Below are 19,734 nucleotides of genomic sequence, written 5' to 3'. Positions count from 1 at the left end.
TTTGTACTCTAATTGCCTTTGAAATTCATACATCCCACAATCTGCAATTGCACCTGCTAATTTGTGGTTCTTCAAAAATGCCTTAACGTGCAAATCTTCTATCTTAATTATGCTGTGGTTTTTAGCTAGATAGTAGGTTAATTTGTGAATAGAATCCTTGCGAATATTAGAAACTTTGGCGTGTAATTTAGCCAATTTTCTCACAGCTTTTTTGCGATTATTAGACCCCTTTAGTTTTCTGCTAACGCTACGCTGTAAACGTTTCATGCGTTTACTCATCCGGCGGTAGGCTTTGGGGTTTTTGAATATTTCACCATTACTGCAAACTGCTAACTCCTTTATTCCTACGTCAACGCCGATGGTCGGTCTGTCTGCAAGTATAGGAGGTTTTTCAACTTCGTATTTAACAGAAATAAACCATTTATCAGCCTGTCTAGAAATCACGCAATTATGAGTTACTGTAATCGGTAAAGGTTCTGCTAAACGTACCCAGCCAATTGACGGTAATTTAATTCTTTTACTATCATTTTTAATTGCTGGTTTCGCCTTAGTTCCTGACTCCAAATAAAAAGAATCGTGCTGTCCTTTTTTATTGAATCGGGGTTGTTTCGATGTTTTGGAAAAACACCTATCCCATGCTTGGCGTAAGTCAGTTAACGCCTTTTGTGGGACATTTTTGTTAACTTCGTAATACCAAGCGTGTTCAGATTTAACCTCGGCGACTAACTTTTTATGCAAGTCAATCGCTGATGGTAATTTAAGTTTTTCGCCTTCTTTGCGAGTAGCTAAAATATCTATGATTTGAGCATTTGCCCAGTTGTAAGCGTGTCTAGCGACTCCAGAAGCCTTGCGAAAAGCTGTAATCTGTCGGTTATTTGGAATTAGTGCAGTTTTGAATGATAAAAGCATTGATTCGACCTTCAATGTTGGGCTATGATGTCTAGTATATCAGATATATTAGGATTTGGCAATGCCTCGGATTAAATTTAAACCACAAAATCAAGTAGCCTACGATAAATCACCCTTGCAATTTAAGGTGTTGGCAACAACGGTTGAGGGAATTTGTTGATCAACTTATTGAAGACTTGGACAAACAGTAACATAAGGCTAGTTATGGGTAGAAATTATCAAGCTGTTTCTACCCCCAAACAAATCATCACAGTTACATTGACATTAGACCTGCATACGTTACGCGCTATTTTCTTAGCGTGTTCAATCCGTTGCTGTACGGGCGAAGCATTCGCGCTGTTGAGTTGTCGGTTGGTCGCATAATTTTTATAAGCGAATGCTTCGCCCCTACCTTTTTGTAAATCGTTTATTATACAATATATACAAAATGTCAGTGCAAGATTTATCCTGCAATTAGCCTTCATCCCGCAACTGTTGCACAGGTGTGTCCTGCTGAGTCGGACACGCCTTCAAGGGTTTTCGGCATTCTCCTTATAAAACTGATTGGTGCGAATACTTTGGACTGGAGTTTTAAATGACTATTACCAGCATTTCACAGACAAAACCTTTAACAGACACAGAATTACAAAAAATTAACGGCTATTGGCGTGCAGCCAATTATCTCTCTGTTGGACAAATATACCTCCTCGACAACCCTCTTTTGAGAGAACCACTCCAACAAGAACACGTCAAACCTCGACTATTAGGACATTGGGGAACTACCCCAGGGCTAAACTTGATTTACGCCCACTTCAACCGAGTTATTAAAAAATACGACCTCAACGCAATTTACGTAGCTGGTCCTGGACATGGTGGACCCGGAATTGTTGCCAATACCTACTTAGAAGGAACATATAGCGAATATTACCCCAACATCTCCCAAGATGAAGAGGGAATGCAAAAACTATTTAAGCAATTCTCCTTCCCTGGTGGTATTCCCAGTCACGTCGCCCCAGAAACCCCTGGTTCTATCCATGAGGGGGGAGAATTAGGCTATGCTTTAGTTCATGCTTACGGTGCAGTATTTGATAACCCTGATTTGATAGTTGCGGCGGTTGTGGGTGACGGAGAAGCGGAAACTGGACCCCTAGCAACTAGCTGGCATTCTAACAAATTTATCAACCCTGTTACTGATGGTGCAGTTTTACCAATTCTGCATTTGAATGGATACAAAATTGCCAATCCCACAGTATTAGCACGGATACCCCATGGGGAATTGGAAAGCCTATTTATCGGCTATGGCTATAAACCTTACTTTGTGGAAGGTTCTGACCCGGCGGAAGTTCACCAAAAAATGGCGGCAGTATTAGATACAATCATTCCTGAAATTCAAAGTATCCAAAGAGAAGCGCGGGTACATGGTTTCCAAGCACGACCGCAATGGCCAATGATTGTTTTACGCACTCCCAAAGGTTGGACTGGACCCAAGGAAGTGGACGGGAAGAAAACAGAGGGTTATTGGCGATCGCACCAAGTCCCTTTTAGTGATATAGCTGGTAAACCGGAACATCTGCAATTGCTAGAAGATTGGCTAAAGAGTTACAAACCCGAAGAACTTTTTGACACCAACGGTCAACTGATTCCCGAACTTGCAGAACTAGCCCCCAAAGGTCAGCGTCGCATGGGAGACAACCCCCACGCTAACGGCGGAATTTTGCTGCGTGACTTGAAAATGCCTGATTTTAGCAACTATGCTGTAGAAGTATTTAAACCAGGAACAGTTAACGCTGAAGCTACCAAAGTTACTGGCAAGTTTCTCCGTGACATTATGAAACTCAACGAAGAAAGCCGTAACTTCCGCGTTTTTGGACCTGACGAAACCGCCTCAAATCGTTTAGATCCTTTATTTGAAGTGACAAACCGCGCTTGGGATGCGGAAACTCTCCCGGAAGATGACCATTTATCACCGGACGGTCGAGTTATGGAAATCCTCAGCGAAACCAATTGTCAAGGATGGTTAGAAGGATATTTGTTAACAGGTCGTCATGGTTTCTTCTCCTGTTATGAAGCTTTTATTCACATCATTGATTCCATGTTCAACCAACACGCCAAATGGTTGAAAACAACTCGGCATATTACTTGGAGAAGACCAATTGCATCTTTAAATTATCTTCTCACTTCTCATGTTTGGCGACAGGATCATAACGGGTTTTCTCACCAAGATCCTGGTTTTATTGATCATGTAATTAACAAAAAATCCGAAATCATTCGTGTTTATCTGCCACCTGATGCTAATACTTTGCTATCAGTAACCGACCATTGTTTAAGAAGTCGTAATTATGTCAATGTGATTGTGGCTGGTAAACAACCTGCATTACAATATTTAGACATGGATTCTGCAATTAAACATTGTACTAAAGGTTTAGGAATTTGGGAATGGGCTAGTAATGATCAAGACAGTGAAACCGATGTAGTTATGGCTTGTGCTGGAGATGTTCCAACTTTGGAAACTTTAGCGGCTGTGGATATTTTACGGCAAAATTTCCCAGATTTAAAAGTGCGAGTTGTTAATGTTGTGGATTTGATGACTCTACAGCCAAAAAGTGAACATCCTCACGGTTTAAATAGTAAGGATTTTGATACTATTTTCACAACTGATAAACCAATCATCTTTGCATTTCATGGTTATCCTTGGTTAATTCATCGTCTCACCTATCGGCATACAAATCATCAGAATATTCATGTGCGTGGTTATAAAGAAGAAGGAACAACAACCACACCTTTTGATATGGTGGTAATGAATGATTTAGATAGATTCCATTTAGTTATGGATGTGATTGACCGTGTACCAAAATTAGGTTCTCAAGCAGCTTATGTAAAACAAAAATTGCAAGATAAGTTGATTGAACATAAGCAATATATTCAGAAACACGGTGAAGATATGCCAGAAATCCGCGATTGGACTTGGCCATATTAATAATTGAGTTAAGCTGATTTTATAGGTAAGGGTTTAGCACTGCTAAACCCCTACACATGAGATAACAATAAACAATTTATTTTTCTATTGATGCTGCAAAAGTTGTCCCTATTTCTCTGAATAATTTAGTATTTTATAATTAGTTTTTTGTAAAATTATAATTATCTATTTTCTAATATAAGTAGGTGAACACAATAAAACCAAACTGTGTAAAGAAACGTAAAATCGCCCAAACCCTCTTCACTCTTGCCTCTTGCCTTTTGCCTTGCCATAACGACAATTTTCAACGCCAACCTACTTACTTCTCTCGACAATAGGTAATAGCCCAAATTAGCAACTATTACCCATTATCAAGAATTAAATTAACCCAATAAACCTTGGATTAATCCAGAATTACTGGTTAAGAAGAAAGCGACTACTGCGCCACCGATACCACCAATCAAGAAAGCACTGGTGAAATTATTCCAACTTTCCTTAGAGTTAAAAGCATCAACAGGAGGATTGGGTACAGCAATACTAGCAAGAGCTTTACCAGGGTTGCTGTTAGCATATAGGGATAGGCAAGCTGTCAAAATTACAACCAATCCAATACTACCCAACAAACCAGCTAAGGTAGCATTGGGGGCATTGCGTAAAGGACCTAATCTATGGAAAGGTCCAAATAGTAAATAACCATGAGCCATACCGACTTCCAAACCGCGTCTAAAAGGATTTAGACCGGGGCGATAAGCTGGTAAGTTGCTAATAAACCACTTCACCAAGGGAGCGGAATTGATGGGGGTTTCTAGATCGCCTTTTTGTGGATCACGTGCTACTGCTGCCATAACTTTTCGATTCCTTGGATCACTAGGTGGGTTTTTGATGAGCTTACTGGTTGAGTCATGTTGTTTGCTCGCTTTTAAATGAGAAAGATGGCATTTTTCATAAAAATTAATTTTGCCACTTTCTCATTTAGAAAAGTATGAAACCCGGAAACAGTGGACAACATGACGAGTTTCATACATTAGTGAAGATTGCTAATTTGAGTGATATTTTCACCTAACTAGGTTTGATAACTCAATGAGACAATCTACAAGCATAAGCTAATTTACTTAGCTTTTGTAAACCGGATTTTCAACCTATAGGGGGTGGAAAAGGAGGTCAGGGAAGAAGCGATTAAATTCAATCAAAATCCCGGCTGTGATTGTCAACCAGATAGTTGCTGCAACGGGAGCAGTGGAAATGAATGTAATCAAGTAGTTGGTTTCGTTACCTTTTTCAGCCATGAATTTAGTCTCCAGAATGAGTGATTGAAAACAAATGAATTAACGTGGCGAAACGGTAATTTCTGAATCCTTCGCGGTTAATTCGCCGGAGAGCAATTCCTTGATTGCTGCTGCGGGCCAAGCAAAACCGGAGGTGATGATAGGTAGAGCAATACCCAAATCAATTTGGATTTCTTTTTGCTCCGCATCTGATCCTGTTTTGATTGCTTGGAGATAAGCACGGCCTACCCAACCAATCCAACCAGCAATGTAGAGGAAGAGAATACTAGGGATTAAAAAATCACCAGCATGATCAAGACTGCCATCTACAATCAAGTGAGGATAACCTTCAGGGCCACAGAGCGCCTGAGAATAACGTTCAAACCGCTTTTTGCCAGATTCGGGGTCAGTGGTGGTGTTGCGGGCATTTAGTGCTAGCTCTTGAAAGGCGGGAGAGTCTTTACAAGGAACAAGGTTTGCGCCTAGTGCATTAGCTTCAGGAGCAAAATTGAACCAAAGAGTCATCACCAAAAGCAAAGCAAACAATCGTCTCATGGAGTTGTTTCCTTTTATTACAAAACGAGAAGTTTCTTGTACAAAACGAAGCGGCTTGTACAGTCTTTATTTTAGATAACTAGGAAGTTATCATACTCTTGGCTGGGAACTGAGTAAAGTTTAAGTCAACAAAAGTTAAAGCTTCTCAATCAAAAGATAGGGAAGCAGGGTAGGAAGCAGAGGGGCAGGGGGCAGGGGGAGATATGAGAGAATGTATATTGCCAACTACCAATTACCAATTACCAATTACCAATTACCAATTACCAATTACCAATTACCCATTACCCATTCTATGACAACCGTTCTAGCCATTGAAACCAGTTGTGATGAAACTGCTGTTGCAATTATTAAGAATCGTGAAGTGTGTAGCAGTATTGTTGCTTCACAAATTTCTATTCATCAACAATATGGTGGGGTAGTACCAGAGGTGGCCTCACGTCAGCATTTAGAAACCCTGAATTATGAAATAGAGCAAGCAATGGAGTCTAGTCATCTAGATTGGAGTCAGATTGATGGGGTAGCTGCCACCTGTGCGCCTGGACTAGTAGGAGCGTTGCTGGTAGGATTAACGGCTGCCAAAACCCTGGCAATTGTCCATGATTTGCCTTTTTTGGGAGTGCATCACCTGGAAGGTCATATTTACGCGACTTACTTGAGCGAGCCAAGTTTAAATCCTCCCTTTCTTAGCTTACTCGTTTCCGGCGGTCATACAAGCTTGATTTATGTGAAAGATTATGGTATATACGAAACCCTGGGAGAAACCCGTGATGATGCGGCGGGTGAGGCTTTTGACAAGGTGGCGCGGTTGTTGAAACTGGGTTATCCCGGTGGACCAATAATTGACAAACTGGCACAAACTGGCAATCCCCAAGCCTTTGCATTACCGGAGGGCAAAATTTCTTTACCGGGTGGGGGTTATCATCCCTACGATTGTAGTTTTAGCGGATTAAAGACAGCGGTATTACGTTTAGTGCAGCAGTTGGAGAAAGAGGGTAAAGAAGTACCAATAGCCAATGTAGTGGCTAGTTTCCAGGATACTATAGCGCGATCGCTGACCAAAAGAGCGATCGCCTGCGCTCGGAACTATGGATTAGATACCATTACTGTAGGTGGTGGTGTAGCAGCTAATAGTGGGCTGAGAAAGCATTTACAAGCAGCAGCCAGTAAACATAACTTGCGGGTTCTATTCCCCCCCCTAAAATTTTGCACCGACAATGCCGCCATGATTGGCTGTGCAGCCGTCGAACACCTATTACGTGGCAGAACTTCTCCACTCACATTAGGAGTCCATTCCCGGCTCTCACTGAACCAAGTCATGCAGTTATACGAAAATTAATTCAGGAGTATGGCTAACGCCACGCTTCGCTATCAGGAATTCAGGAGGAAGAAAGAAGAAAGAAGAAGGAAGAAGGAAGAAAGACAGTTACCAATGACAACTGACAACTGACAACTGTACGGGCGAAGCATTTGGAGAACTATTTTTGGCAATGACCGATAATTTATCTTCCAAATGCTTCGCCCCTACTAACAACTAACAACTGACAATTGACCGAATATGTTCAGCTACGGCTTCTGGCTGCTCTAACATAGCTAGATGTCCACAATCAGGAATTTCAATCACATTATCGCCAACGGATTGGAAAAGCCAATGAAAACTTGCTAAATGGCGGATATATTTGGGTTCAATCACCTTATCGTCAGCGCCAGCTAAAAAATAGACTGGCTGCTTTAATTTTGAGACTAATTTGGGTAAACAGTTAATTTCTGCTTCCGTAGTCGAGTCAAAAAGAGTTCCCAAAGCAGCTTCTGAATCAGCAACAATAAAATCAATCAGTCGTTGACGCGCCCAATATCGGTCTAAAGGATGTAATACACTAGCTTTAGTAAACAACAAATCAATCAAAGGCATTTGTGAAAGCCAACGAGGACGGACTTGTAAAAATTTTTGCCCAGCCGCACGAAATTGCTCAAACGCTTCTTTAAGATAAATCCCACCGCCTGCATTAATACAAATTACACCTTTAACACAATTAGGTAATTGAGTCGCTGTCCATAGAGCAATAGTGCCACCCAAAGAATGACCAATTAGCCAAGCACTAGAAATATTCAGGTGTTGGAGAAGCACAGCCAAATCCCGAGCATAAGCAGATGGAGAGTACATAGAATCCAAAGACAAACTAACCATACTAGAGTCTGTAGCAGTCAGTTCTATATCTGATGTCACCTGGGACTGTGATTCACCAAACCCTCGCAAATCGTAAGATAAACACTGTAAATCTACCGATAGACGAGAAATCACAGGTTGCCAATATACGCTACTATTTAGCCAACTGTGGATAAATACTAAAGTATGGGGGCATGATGTGGGAGCAGTTAGCTCATAAGTATGTGGAACGCCTAATATTTCTATTGTTGCCATAATTAAATATCGTCCCCTCAATAGTGGGTGCGACTCAATACAGGTTTTTGGTAGTGCGGGCATCTTGCCCGCGTGAGCGAGACGCTCACACTACAGTTCATCATTGTCTGTTTATAAAAGCAGCAGCGGGTAAAATTGTCACTCAAGCGGGAAAGATACTTGAATTTCGGAAAATTTTTGCCTTTGGGTGAGTTTTATGGAGTAGTGTGAAAACAAAATGCTAGAGTTGAGAGTGATTGGGAAGAAACACCTGATAACTAGCTGTGAGTATTACAAATCGCTAAAACACCTAGAATATTTCTAGTGGATTGGCAAGCAATGATCATAGTGATGTTAAATGTGAATCAACACTTTTAAAAAGTGGAAACCAATTTTAGTCATACTACCCGAACTGCATTGGCATGGGTTTTTGGAAAACTTGGTTTAGCACTCCTGAATCTTTAGCGGCAAATAAAAACACTGCTGTTAATGAGCATACAGCGGAAGTTGATGGTAATTCTAGTGTAGGTAAGGATCAAATCGTTTTCAGTACGGAAAGAGATATTGACCTTTATGAACTCGAAGAACTCTGTGATGCAGTTGGCTGGTCACGTCGCCCCCTGAGAAAAGTAAAAAAAGCTATTGAGCATAGTTTTCTCGTGGCCTCTATGTGGCAAGTACGAGGAAATAAAAAGCGTTTGATTGGTTTTGCCCGTGCTACCTCAGATCATGCTTTTAATGCCACTATTTGGGATGTAGTCGTTCATCCTGATTTTCAAAGTAGAGGTCTAGGTAAGGCATTAATGAAATATGTCCTCAAAAAACTTAGGAATGAGGAAATTAGTAATGTCACTCTTTTTGCTGACCCTCATGTTGTAGATTTCTATAAGACGATGGGCTTTATGTCAGATCCTGAAGGTATAAAAGGAATGTTTTGGTATCCTCAGTGATAAACGTGGCTGGGGTTTGGGGATTAGGGAACTAAGTATATTTCCCTAAATCTGATTTTTCTGGATTATTGGGTTTGCATTTATTCTTTTTTGTGATATGATAGTCGGGATAAACCAAAAAAACATAATTTGATTTATGTGGAACTTGGTTTCTGTGACTTTACGGGATGTAGCGCAGCTTGGTAGCGCGCCTGCTTTGGGAGCAGGATGCCGCAGGTTCGAATCCTGTCATCCCGATTTGTAAGTGGTTATATTGGTAATTGCGATAATACAGCGGCACAGCGTTTTTTAATTGATATCTCCACTGTCTAAACTGTGATTTTTAGGATTTTGATGATTTTTAGGATTTTTATTTGATGGACTATCATATCTTTCCTACATCATAATTCAGGTAATATCCAAAAGTCCTTACATCCCAAAAAATCAGACTTCACACAAAATCCTGTCAATCCTTTAATCGGTTCCTGATTCTGACAATGTATTTCGCGCAAAGACGCAAAGGAGCAAAGACGCAAAGAAGAGAAGGAAGAGATTTTCTTTTTCAGCCATTATAGGCGTTTAGCAAAAAATCAAATCATGTAAATCCTTACATCCTGGATATTATCTCGACTTCGCTCGATAACCACCTGATTCTGACAATTATGATTATAGGAAATGTTGGGTTTCGTTGCGTCAACCCAACCTACTAGCTAACGCACTGTAATTTATGTTGTGTAAGTGCGTACCGTTATAGGTTAAAATATGGGTGTTTATATGCCTGAAATTTAAGTATTACGATAAACACACCAATATCTATGAATAACAGACCTGGAATTATTCTCAAAAAACCCGTTGCGCTGGGACAAAGAGAGATTAATGTGAATTGGCGGGATTTTGGGGTGGGAATAATCAAGGTTGGGGCAAATGCGGTTACTGGTAATATTGGTAATTTGCCTGAAAATATTGTTGATATTGGTGCGGCTATTGGAGTAGCACAAGAACCGGGAGAAATTGCTTGGTTGTTAATTTGTTCGGCTTTAACACAGGCAATGGTTAATGTGATAGGAGATAATCAAGATTTACTACAGGAAGCAAATCAGGGGAAAGAAGTCAAAGAGGATAAACTGCGGGAAATTTTGGAACAGCTTTTCAATCAGTGTTTAGAAAGATTGGAAATTGAAGAAATTCCTATTTATCAAGATTTTTTTGAATGTCCCCAAAATTTTGCCGTTGTTGCAGAAATTAAAACCCCTTTTTCTGAATGGCTACAAGCAGAATTTAATCTCAAGCCAGCACCAGCAGAAACAATTAGTAATCGCTTGCCTAATGAATTTTTGTATGCTGTATATTCAGAATTTGATCAACATTCTGATAAGTATGCCAAGTTGCAAACAGCATTAGATAATCCTTTTAGTAAAGCTGTTGAAAAAGAAGCTAAAAAGGAACTTTCATGGCGGCGTTATTCGGCATGGCTGCAAAAACAAGTAGAAGAAAGAATGTTTGATGAAGCATTTGGACTGAAACAGGTTTATGTTCCTCTCCGGGCTTTTTATGAGGAGAAAATAGAAAGTGATGATGATGATTTTGGTGTCTCTAATAGAAGATATCAAGCAGTAGAGAAGAATGTAAAACGGTATGTGATTAATTTACAAGATGAACTACAAACTTGGTTAGATAAGGCTGATAAAACCGATGCCATGCGTGTGATTAGTGGTGGTCCTGGTAGCGGTAAATCTTCTTTTGCGAAAATGTTGTCAGCGACATTGGCAGAAACAGGAAAAATACCAGTTTTATTTATTCCTTTGCATTTGTTTAATCCAGAGGCTGATGTAGTTGAGGCAATTGGTAAATTTATTGAATCAATGCGCGATATGCCTTTGCCAGCTAATCCTTTGAAACGAGAAAATGAAGTTGATAAATTATTGATTATTTTTGATGGGCTGGATGAGTTGGCAATGCAGGGAGAAATGGCGGAAAGAGTTGCCCAAAAGTTTATTAGTGAAGTAAGAAGATTAGTTGATTTATCTAATCAGAGTAAAACTCATTTATTAGCTTTAATTGGTGGACGAGAAATAGTAGTTCAAAGAAATGAAAGTGAATTTCGTAAATTTAAGCAGATTCTTCATATTTTACCTTATTTTGTAGATCAAGAAGAAATAGAAAACAGGAATTTTATTGATGATAATAAGTTATTACAAATAGACCAAAGGCAGATTTGGTGGGAATATTATGGGAAAGCTAAGGGTTGTGGTTATGGTAAATTACCAGATGAGTTAGATAGAGGGAATTTAAGAGAAATTACTGCTCAACCTTTGCTGAATTATCTTGTGGCTTTAAGTTATGAAAAGAATACAGTTAAATTCACAGAAAATAGCAATCTGAATGAAATTTATGCAGATTTAATTAGCAAAGTTTATCAACGAGTTTGGGGAAAGAATCACAATCCCCAAATTCAGGGAGTGAAAGAACAAGATTTTGTTCGCATTTTAGAAAGTATTGCCATTGCGGCTTGGCATGGTGGAGATATTAGAATTACAACTTTGTCAGAAATTGAAAAATATTGTGATAGCAAGATTATAGACCGGATTTTAAATATTTTTAATCAAGATAAAAAAGCTAGTTTTACTCGGTTATTAACTGCTTTTTACTTTCGGCAACATGGAGTTAAAAACCGGGAAGAGACTTTTGAATTTACGCATAAAAGTTTTGGGGAATATTTAGCGGCTAAAGGTATTGTCCGGCAATTGAAGCTGATACATCAACAGTTACAACAAAATCAAGAAGATTCTGATTTAGGCTGGGACGAAAAACAAGCTTTAGAAAATTGGGCGAAAATCTGCGGTTTAACGGCAATGGATAAGTATATTTTTAAGTTTATTGTTGATGAAATTCGTTGGCAAAAAGATAATTATAATGTTGATATTGGTGCATGGCAGCAGACGATGTGTGACTTGATTAGCTATATGTTAAAACATGGTATGCCAATGGAAAGATTAGCAATTAGCACTTTTCAAGAAGCAAATTGTCAAGCCAGGAATGGGGAGGAAGCATTGTTAGCGGTTTTGAATGCTTGTGCTAGGGTGACAGAGAAAGTTTCCCAAATTAAATGGCATTCTTCAGTTATTAACAATGTAGATGGAAAAGAAAAAGAATATTTTACAGATTTTGGTAATTTGATTTCTCGCTTGCGTGGACAAAGAGTTAATTATGATGATCTATTTTGTTTAAATTGTTTAAGTTTTTTAGATTTGCAGAACTGTATTCTCATTTCTCAAGATTTTTGTAAGGCGAATCTTCAAGGGGCGAATCTTCAAGGGGCGAATCTTGAATGGGCGAATCTTGAAGGGGCGAATCTTCAACGGGCGAATCTTCAATGGGCGAATCTTCAATGGGCGAATCTTCTAGGGGCGAATCTTCTAGGGGCGAATCTTCTAGGGGCGAATCTTCTAGGGGCGAATGTTACAGGAACAATTCTTGAAGGTAAAGATTTAACCGCATTGACTCAGAATGTAGATCAAGATTCTGAAGTTTTATGATGTTAATGAAGAGTCAGCAATGTTTGATTAGACATTGCCAGAAATTAAATAGATGTTTTCCATAACCCTTGTAGAGACGTTACATGGAACATCTCTACATTGTTTGCCACTATTTTAGGACTTACGCATTTTAACGAAACGTAGGGGTTTGAGATTGCTTCCTTACGTCGCAATGACAGTATTTGAAGTAGGTTTTGCTTAAGTCCAGAATACTCATGGATAAACTCTTTTTTTGTAGTTATTTATTCTGATGATTGAGATTCTTTTTCGAGTAAATTTTATAATTGTTCGATTAGTAAAGGAATATCATTATTAATTCCTTGCCATATTAATTTGAGCCTAACCTGAAAATATTCATGGGTAACAACATTTCGCATATCACCCATTAATCGCCAAGGAATTTCCGGGTAACGTTTCTTTATATCTTCAGGAATATGTTTAGAGGCTTCACCAATAATCATGTAGTCATAAAGCACGGCTTTGACGATAACCTTATTTTCGCAAAATGTTTCAAATGTCAGTCCTGCTGCACAGTCCCTAATTGTACAGGTGGAGTCAATAATATCCTGAATACGAACCAGCCAATTTCTAGAAGACATAGACAATATCCTCTAAAATTGGTTGGCGCAAATGTTCGCGTAAAGCATCTTTTGTTCCCATATCTACCGGACATTTTAATAAATCTTGAATATAGAGTTTAGCTTCAATAAACTGAAATAAACTCATTGATTCCGATAATTCTGCTAATAAATCCACATCACTATCAGAACGAGCTTCATTACGAGCAACAGAACCAAATAATTCCAGGGATTTTACTCCTAAATTTTGTAATTCTTGTTGATGTGTTCTGAGAATTTGTAATACTTCTTCACGGTTCATAATTTATTCATCCTCATTAATTTGAGCATTGAGTTTATTATCAGTCATTGTTAATTGATTTAACTCCCATTTGTGTAATTAAGGTGGTAAGAGAAACTTGTCTAATTTGAGCTAATTGAGTTAAATATTCCATGCGTTGAGCTTGATATTTTTCTACTTGTTCAGTTAATTCTAAAAGTTGTTCATATTCTGATTCCGTTAAGGTTTCTTGATGGCGTTTTTCTATCAATATTTGATATTGATGTTGTAATTCTAGAGGCAAATCTTGATTGATTTTGAGTAATAATTCAGATTCCTGTTTTGATAAATTAGGAGCAATTTTTTGAGCTTTAAATTGCAGCAGTGTCTCGATAAATTGATCTAGTTCTGGTTGACTTAATTGCTGGATAGCTTGAAGTAAATCTAATGGTGAGACTTCGATTTTAATAGTATTCATGATGTTTCTAATACTGCAGATTGTACTTTTCGATATATTGATTATAGCGACTGTAAATCGCCAAATAATGTTTGATTGTTTATTGTTTCCAAAAATCACAATCTAACATAGAATCTATGTCAGAAGAATATGGACATACATCGGGAAATGTAACTTGTGGATAATCTTTACGAACTCCTTTAATTGCTAGTCTCCAAGCTGTATTAAAAGATTCATCCCAGATATTTTTCAAACTTGGAGAATCTTCAAGTTCTAATTCTAATTGTCGTCGTTGTTCATTAATTGTTATTTCCCAACCCCGATAATTATCTGGTGAATTAACGTACAATCTTTTGAGTAAATGTTCTAGCAGAACCAAAAGTCGGCTTTTAAGTTCTTTTTTTTCTGATCTTCCCAAAGTCTCAATTTCCTCAATTAAATTTTCTAAATCTAGGTGGTCAAAATCTTTGGACTTGAGTTTATTAACTATATCTGTTGTCCACAGTAAAAAGTCACGCTCATAAAGAGAAACTTCCATAATATTCCTCATCTATTTTTTGTTAGTTCTTTGAATGTTATTTTACCTTTATCCTAACAAATCTAACAAATAATAACTTACATTTGCCAAACCGCTATGATTTTCACCTGAAAGAACCATTGTTCCATCATTTTTATGCACGTTCCCACAACTATCCAGATAACCAACTTTGACATCATAGGAATCATAAATATTCATGTCTGTTCCTAAACGACCTTTGTATGTGTTAAAAGTAGAATAAAAATTGCCAGTGTAAATTTTTCTTTCTTCACAATGACCCCGAAGTTGACCATTTACATAGAAGTTTTTACGATCATCATCAAACCAATAACTATCACATCATTAATTATACTTCTCAATCATGATTTGGTGGGCATTGCCCACCCTACAAAATACTTTGCCACTATTTTTCTAAATCCTTTATTTCCTTGGGAACTCCCGCTGTTAAAACCTCATTTCCATCTGCGGTAACTAAGACATCATCTTCAATACGAATCCCAATTCCTACCCAACGGGGGTCAATTTCTGGTTGATATTCTGCGGGTTTGGTATCCGGTACAATATAAAGTCCTGGTTCTATGGTTAGCACTTGGCCAGGTTGTAAGGTTTGGGGGTTTTCTCCATGTTGATAAACTCCCACATCATGAACATCTAAACCTAACCAATGACTGGTACGGTGCATATAAAAGGGTTTATATTTTTCTTCTTCTATTAATTTATCAATTTCTCCTTTGAGTAAACCTAGTTCGACTAATCCTTCTGTTAATATCCGCACGGCTGCATTATGAGGTGCATGGAAGGAATTACCCGGCTTTACTTCTGCTATTGCTTGTTTTTGTGCTGCTAATACAATTTCATATAATGCTTTTTGTTCTGGTGTGAATTTACCACTAACGGGAAAAGTCCGGGTAATATCAGAGTTGTAATAACCATAAGCGCAACCTGCATCAATCAAGAGTAAGTCATTGGCTTGCATTTGACAGTTGTTTTCGATGTAATGCAGTACGCAAGCATTTGTACCTGATGCGACAATGGAAGGATAGGCTGGTCCCATTCCCCCCCGTAAACGGAAAATATGTTCTATTTCGGCTTGGATTTCATATTCATAACGTCCTGGTGCGGTGGTTTTTAAAGCATGATTATGAGCTTCTACGGCAATTTCTACGGCTTGACGCATTAGGTCTAATTCTGTTTTGCTTTTATATAACCTCATATCGTTGAGGACAGTACCAGGGTCAGCAATGGATGTGGGGCCTGTACCACGTTTGGGATAGGTTCGGAGTAGGTTTTGATAATGTTGGAGAATTTTGTCGTTGAAATTGCGATCGCGTCCTAAATGATAATAGATACAATTGGCTCTTTCTAAATATTGGGGTAACTTTTCATCTAACTCCGCAATGGGGTAAGCTACATCTGCACCATAAAATTCCTTAGCTGCGTCTATTCCACAACGATAACCACTCCAAACTTCCTTTTCTCGGTCTTTGGGTTGGACAAATAAGATAAACCGATGTTCTGGATGATGTGGTGCTAATACTGCGACTGCTTGGGCTTCGTTAAAGCCAGTTAAGTAAAAGAAATCACTATCTTGACGATAAATATACTCGACATCGTTATGCATTACTGCCGTCGGCGCACTTCTAAAAATCGCTGTACCACTGCCTATTTTCGCCATTAACTGCTCACGACGTTGCCGATATTCTGTTTGCATAGTTGATTTATTGATAGTGTTGTTTTTGGCTTTAACAATTATAGACTACTGATAAATGTTGTCAGGAAAATTGTTAATTTTAGTTATTTTAACTAATTTTTAATTTCCTTGACAATCCATGAGGACTTTTAAGAATGAGATTGTCAAGAAAACAGGATTTCATTTTTAAATGATGACATTGATAAACAGAAAATAAAATATTTTTTTTGATTGTTTAGATATTACTTTCAAAAGTAAAAGTTAGTGTTGATGAACATTATGAAAATGTCTATAAATAATGACATTCAATAAAAATAATTAATCAAATGTTTGTCGTTTACAGAATCTTCATGAAAATCAAATTAAAAATGGATATTAATTAATCATAAAAACACATCATGTTTCAAGAAGTAAGTCAGTCAGGATTATATTCAAGCAACCTAGAAAATTCTGGATTAGTATCTCTCCAAAAATCAGAAGAATTAACAACATCGCTGAATACTCCTATGAGTAGCAGTTCTTCTGTTTCTCCATTAGCAGATCCATTAGTACCAACAAATCCATTACCTACATTGCCAATTGGAGGCAGTGCTAACCCCAATCCTAATCCTTATTTAACCAGTGCAGCCCTTGTTCCTGATTTTAATGGTGATGGTAAAACAGATAAACTTTGGGTAAATGCTCAAACTGGTGAAATTTTAGTTCGCTTGATGAACGGAACACAAGTTTTAGAACAAGCTTCTTTGGGTAAATATGACTTAAATACCTGGGACTATAAAACTGCTGATTTTAATAGCGATAATAAGACTGATTTCTTATTACGCAATAAAGCAACTGGTGAAAATGTAATTGTGCTAATGAATGGTGCAAAAGTCTCTAGTTTCCTAGCTTTAGATCGAGTTGATCCAGGTTTTACTGCTAGTATTGGCGATTTCAATGGCGATCGCAAAACTGACATTTTCTGGAACAATGCCACTACTGGTGAAAATGCTATTTGGCAAATGGATGGAACAACAGTAGTTAGTGCAACTGTTTTAGAAACTACAGCACCAGGATTGACTGCAACCATTGTTGATTTTGATGGTAATGGTAAGAGTGACATCTTCTGGCGCAATCCTACCACAGGTGCAAATACCGCTTGGTTTATGGATGGCAGCCAAGCCACCAAGTATGATCTTCAATCTCAAGATGCTTCCTGGACTTCTACTCTTGGTGATTTTAACGGCGACTTCAAAACTGACGTTCTGTGGCGCAATACCGCTACAGGCGAGAATAAGATTTGGACAATGAATGGCGTTTTTGTGACTGAAGGTACTGTCAGCACATTGGGTACAGATTGGACTGCAAGAATTGGCGATTTCAATGGCGACGGTAAAACTGACATCTTCTGGCACAATGCGGCTAGTGGGGCAAATACTGCTTGGTTGATGGATGGTACAACGGTAAGTTCTGAAGCTTTCTTACCTAGCAATACTCCTGGTTTGACAGCATCTTTAGGTGATTTCAATGGTGATGGTAAGACTGATATTTACTGGAGAGATCAACAAACATCCGCAGATAAAATCTGGACTATGAATGGAACTTTAGCGACTGAAACTCCTGTTTCTGATGCAGATAAGCTGACTCCAGAATGGTATACAGGTTGATTTGGTAATTGGTAATTGGTCTATTATCAATTTATTAAGACTTTCTGAACTTATATTCAGCGATCGCTTTCCTAGAAATCAAAGATAGCGATCGCTTTTTAGTAGCGGGTTAGAATTGATATCAAAACTTATAAGTCAAAACCTGAATTTCCGTATTTTCCGGCAAACTCTTAGAATTAATCGCTACAGAATCATTATTACTCCGGCGAACATTAACACCCTGCATCAAAGTCAGAAAATCATCTACTGGGGTAATATCACACTCTTTAGCATCAGCGGCTTGAGTGCGGTAATGGGTGGGAATGACTAACTTAGGATTTAAGACTTTAATAGTTTGCTTTGCTTCTTCGGGATTATAAGCTTTAGCACTTCCTCCCACTGGTATAAATAGCACGTCGGGGCGACCCATGAGGATTTTTTGTTCTAGGGTAATCGGTGCAGCAGAACCCCCTAAGTGCAGCAGATTAATTCCCCCTTGGTTCAATTTCCAAGCCACATTTTTCCCAAATCGTTTTCCACTATTACGATCATGGTCTGTGGTAATTCCCTGAAACTTAACGCCGCGAAACTCATAGACACCGGGCTGATAAACTAATTTGGGATTTCCTGGTATTTTGTCTATTGCCCCTTCATCCAACAATTGACTACTAATTAATACCAAATCTGATGCAACTTTTGGGGGACGATATTTAGCTGTACAGCCTAAAGTAGTAAAGGGATTGATGAGAATTTTGACATTACCATTGGTTAATAAAAAGCAAGTATGTCCTAACCACTGAATTGATACACCACTAGATTGAGCATTTACTGGAACTGGATCAACCAAATTAGTCACTACAGCCGTCACTAAACCCGCCCCAGTATAGCCTATCAATTGTCGTCGTTTCATAAAATACTCGCTTTACAAAGTTCGCAGAAAATTTCTCAGTAATTCCTTACCCAAAGCAGTTAGGACACTCTCTGGATGAAATTGGACTCCTTGAATGTGAGGATAGTTCCGGTGTCTCACGCCCATAATTGTGCCATCTTCTACCCAAGCCGTAATTTCCAATACTTCTGGGCAAGTTTCGCGCTCAATAACTAAACTATGATATCTGGTAGCGGTTAAAGGATTTTCTAAACCTTGAAAAATTCCTATGCCTGTGTGCGATACCAAAGAGGTTTTTCCGTGCATCAATTCTGGGGCGGAAACAATTTTACCTCCGAAAACCTGGCCAATACTTTGATGTCCTAAGCACACGCCTAGAATTGGGAGTTTATCTCCTAATTGGGCGATCGCATTCAGGGAAACTCCCGCATCATCTGGACGACCAGGACCAGGGGAAATCACCACTGCATCGGGGTTTAATGTCCTAATCTCATCTATAGTAATCTTATCGTTTCGCACCACTTGCAGGTCATTAGCAACTGGGAAATCTACTGCTAATTCTCCCAGATATTGTACTAAGTTATACGTAAAACTATCGTAATTATCAATGACTAATATCACAATTTTTACCTAATTTCATTTAAAAATATCAAAGATGTTCCCTGAAAACGTCTCTACTATTCACAATCTACCATTTAGAAAGTAGACAGAATTAATGTTGCTAAAGGAGGCAATATTAGTGTAGAGGCAACCAATAATGCGACTAAAGCTGAGACAAGTACAGCACCAGCAGCGCAGTCTTTAGCAACTTTGGCCAACTCATGATAAGACTGTTTTACCGTTAAATCTACAATTGACTCAATAGCAGTATTGACTAACTCTAAGGTTAAAACTAAACCGCTGGTAACAGCAATTATGGATACTTTCATTGTCTCTAACCGTAAAAATACACTTAAACCAATCGCTAAAGCGCAGACGGCTACATGAATCCGAAAATTCCGTTGGGTCTGAAAAGCGTAAGTAATTCCAGCCCAAGCATACTTAAAACTAACAAATAAATTAGAGGCAATTTGCCAGGAAAGTTCCCTATCTTTGGACACAAGCGTTGGTAAGCTATTATTGGTTGGTGATGACGAAACTTTTGGGGACATAGAGAGAAGAATGTGGGGGA

At 38.5% G+C, this 19,734-nt stretch carries 20 protein-coding genes and 1 tRNA gene; 6 read left to right on the top strand and 15 right to left on the bottom strand.

What is annotated here, in order from left to right; genetic code table 11:
• A partial coding sequence (locus PN450_RS18570; protein ID WP_271837173.1) for an RNA-guided endonuclease InsQ/TnpB family protein occupies positions 1–909 on the bottom strand: 909 nt, incomplete at its 3' end.
• Between the two features lie 218 nt (positions 910–1,127).
• Positions 1,128–1,373 carry a hypothetical protein gene (locus PN450_RS18565; RefSeq protein WP_271837172.1) on the bottom strand — a complete coding sequence of 82 codons (246 nt, stop codon included), beginning with the start codon at positions 1,371–1,373 and terminating at the stop codon, positions 1,128–1,130.
• Positions 1,374–1,483: 110 nt separating this feature from the next.
• Here PN450_RS18565 and PN450_RS18560 point away from each other — a divergent pair, with 110 nt between their 5' ends.
• Positions 1,484–3,865, top strand: coding sequence for a phosphoketolase family protein (locus PN450_RS18560; protein WP_271837171.1), 2,382 nt, complete (start codon positions 1,484–1,486; stop codon positions 3,863–3,865).
• Positions 3,866–4,227: 362 nt separating this feature from the next.
• Here PN450_RS18560 and PN450_RS18555 read toward each other — a convergent pair whose 3' ends face one another.
• From PN450_RS18555 to PN450_RS18545, 3 genes are all read right to left on the bottom strand, one after another.
• The gene (locus PN450_RS18555; RefSeq protein ID WP_148764675.1) at positions 4,228–4,689 is read right to left on the bottom strand and encodes a photosystem I reaction center subunit XI; all 462 of its coding nucleotides are present in this window, start codon (positions 4,687–4,689) and stop codon (positions 4,228–4,230) included.
• A 294-nt stretch (positions 4,690–4,983) separates the two neighbouring features.
• On the bottom strand, positions 4,984–5,130 hold the full coding sequence (gene psaJ, locus PN450_RS18550; RefSeq protein ID WP_015079100.1) for a photosystem I reaction center subunit IX: 147 nt from the start codon (positions 5,128–5,130) through the stop codon (positions 4,984–4,986).
• Between the two features lie 39 nt (positions 5,131–5,169).
• Positions 5,170–5,664 carry a photosystem I reaction center subunit III PsaF gene (locus tag PN450_RS18545; RefSeq protein ID WP_015079099.1) on the bottom strand — a complete coding sequence of 165 codons (495 nt, stop codon included), beginning with the start codon at positions 5,662–5,664 and terminating at the stop codon, positions 5,170–5,172.
• A 292-nt stretch (positions 5,665–5,956) separates the two neighbouring features.
• Here PN450_RS18545 and tsaD point away from each other — a divergent pair, with 292 nt between their 5' ends.
• Positions 5,957–7,000, top strand: a complete 1,044-nt coding sequence (gene tsaD / locus PN450_RS18540) for a tRNA (adenosine(37)-N6)-threonylcarbamoyltransferase complex transferase subunit TsaD (RefSeq protein ID WP_271837174.1) — start codon at positions 5,957–5,959, stop codon at positions 6,998–7,000.
• A 195-nt stretch (positions 7,001–7,195) separates the two neighbouring features.
• Here tsaD and PN450_RS18535 read toward each other — a convergent pair whose 3' ends face one another.
• On the bottom strand, positions 7,196–8,083 hold the full coding sequence (locus tag PN450_RS18535; protein ID WP_271837170.1) for an alpha/beta fold hydrolase: 888 nt from the start codon (positions 8,081–8,083) through the stop codon (positions 7,196–7,198).
• A gap of 401 nt (positions 8,084–8,484) precedes the next feature.
• On the opposite strand from PN450_RS18535, the gene PN450_RS18530 reads away from it, so the two are divergent.
• The 3 genes from PN450_RS18530 (at position 8,485) to PN450_RS18520 (ending at position 12,527) form a co-directional block, all read left to right on the top strand.
• Entirely contained in the window at positions 8,485–9,012 is a 528-nt protein-coding gene (locus tag PN450_RS18530) for a GNAT family N-acetyltransferase (protein WP_148764667.1), read from the top strand.
• A gap of 163 nt (positions 9,013–9,175) precedes the next feature.
• A tRNA-Pro gene (locus PN450_RS18525) sits at positions 9,176–9,249 on the top strand.
• Between the two features lie 557 nt (positions 9,250–9,806).
• On the top strand, positions 9,807–12,527 hold the full coding sequence (locus PN450_RS18520) for a pentapeptide repeat-containing protein (RefSeq protein ID WP_271837169.1): 2,721 nt from the start codon (positions 9,807–9,809) through the stop codon (positions 12,525–12,527).
• Positions 12,528–12,805: 278 nt separating this feature from the next.
• Here PN450_RS18520 and PN450_RS18515 read toward each other — a convergent pair whose 3' ends face one another.
• From PN450_RS18515 to PN450_RS18490, 6 genes are all read right to left on the bottom strand, one after another.
• Complete coding sequence (locus PN450_RS18515) at positions 12,806–13,126, bottom strand: HepT-like ribonuclease domain-containing protein (protein WP_271837168.1); 321 nt, start codon at positions 13,124–13,126, stop codon at positions 12,806–12,808.
• On the bottom strand, positions 13,116–13,406 hold the full coding sequence (locus PN450_RS18510; RefSeq protein ID WP_148764663.1) for a nucleotidyltransferase family protein: 291 nt from the start codon (positions 13,404–13,406) through the stop codon (positions 13,116–13,118). The genes PN450_RS18515 and PN450_RS18510 overlap by 11 nt, the downstream gene beginning before the upstream one ends.
• A gap of 40 nt (positions 13,407–13,446) precedes the next feature.
• Positions 13,447–13,842, bottom strand: a complete 396-nt coding sequence (locus PN450_RS18505; RefSeq protein WP_271837167.1) for an STAS/SEC14 domain-containing protein — start codon at positions 13,840–13,842, stop codon at positions 13,447–13,449.
• Positions 13,843–13,921: 79 nt separating this feature from the next.
• Positions 13,922–14,359, bottom strand: a complete 438-nt coding sequence (locus PN450_RS18500) for a DUF29 domain-containing protein (RefSeq protein WP_210422223.1) — start codon at positions 14,357–14,359, stop codon at positions 13,922–13,924.
• A gap of 48 nt (positions 14,360–14,407) precedes the next feature.
• Entirely contained in the window at positions 14,408–14,557 is a 150-nt protein-coding gene (locus PN450_RS18495) for a hypothetical protein (RefSeq protein WP_271837166.1), read from the bottom strand.
• Between the two features lie 205 nt (positions 14,558–14,762).
• Positions 14,763–16,070, bottom strand: coding sequence for an aminopeptidase P N-terminal domain-containing protein (locus PN450_RS18490; RefSeq protein WP_271837165.1), 1,308 nt, complete (start codon positions 16,068–16,070; stop codon positions 14,763–14,765).
• A gap of 377 nt (positions 16,071–16,447) precedes the next feature.
• Between PN450_RS18490 and PN450_RS18485 the strand changes: the two genes are divergently transcribed.
• Entirely contained in the window at positions 16,448–17,695 is a 1,248-nt protein-coding gene (locus tag PN450_RS18485; protein ID WP_271837164.1) for an FG-GAP repeat domain-containing protein, read from the top strand.
• 121 nt (positions 17,696–17,816) lie between these two features.
• Here PN450_RS18485 and PN450_RS18480 read toward each other — a convergent pair whose 3' ends face one another.
• From PN450_RS18480 to PN450_RS18470, 3 genes are all read right to left on the bottom strand, one after another.
• Positions 17,817–18,584 carry an MBL fold metallo-hydrolase gene (locus PN450_RS18480; protein ID WP_271837163.1) on the bottom strand — a complete coding sequence of 256 codons (768 nt, stop codon included), beginning with the start codon at positions 18,582–18,584 and terminating at the stop codon, positions 17,817–17,819.
• 12 nt (positions 18,585–18,596) lie between these two features.
• Positions 18,597–19,184, bottom strand: a complete 588-nt coding sequence (locus PN450_RS18475; protein ID WP_015079091.1) for an anthranilate synthase component II — start codon at positions 19,182–19,184, stop codon at positions 18,597–18,599.
• A gap of 74 nt (positions 19,185–19,258) precedes the next feature.
• Positions 19,259–19,714, bottom strand: coding sequence for a diacylglycerol kinase family protein (locus PN450_RS18470; RefSeq protein ID WP_271823949.1), 456 nt, complete (start codon positions 19,712–19,714; stop codon positions 19,259–19,261).
• Positions 19,715–19,734 lie beyond the last annotated feature (20 nt).

The sequence above is a fragment of the Dolichospermum lemmermannii CS-548 genome, assembly GCF_028330815.1.
GTDB lineage: Bacteria > Cyanobacteriota > Cyanobacteriia > Cyanobacteriales > Nostocaceae > Dolichospermum > Dolichospermum lemmermannii.
The sequence above is the reverse complement of the archived record's forward strand: the minus strand, read 5'-3'. Positions and strand labels throughout refer to the sequence as shown.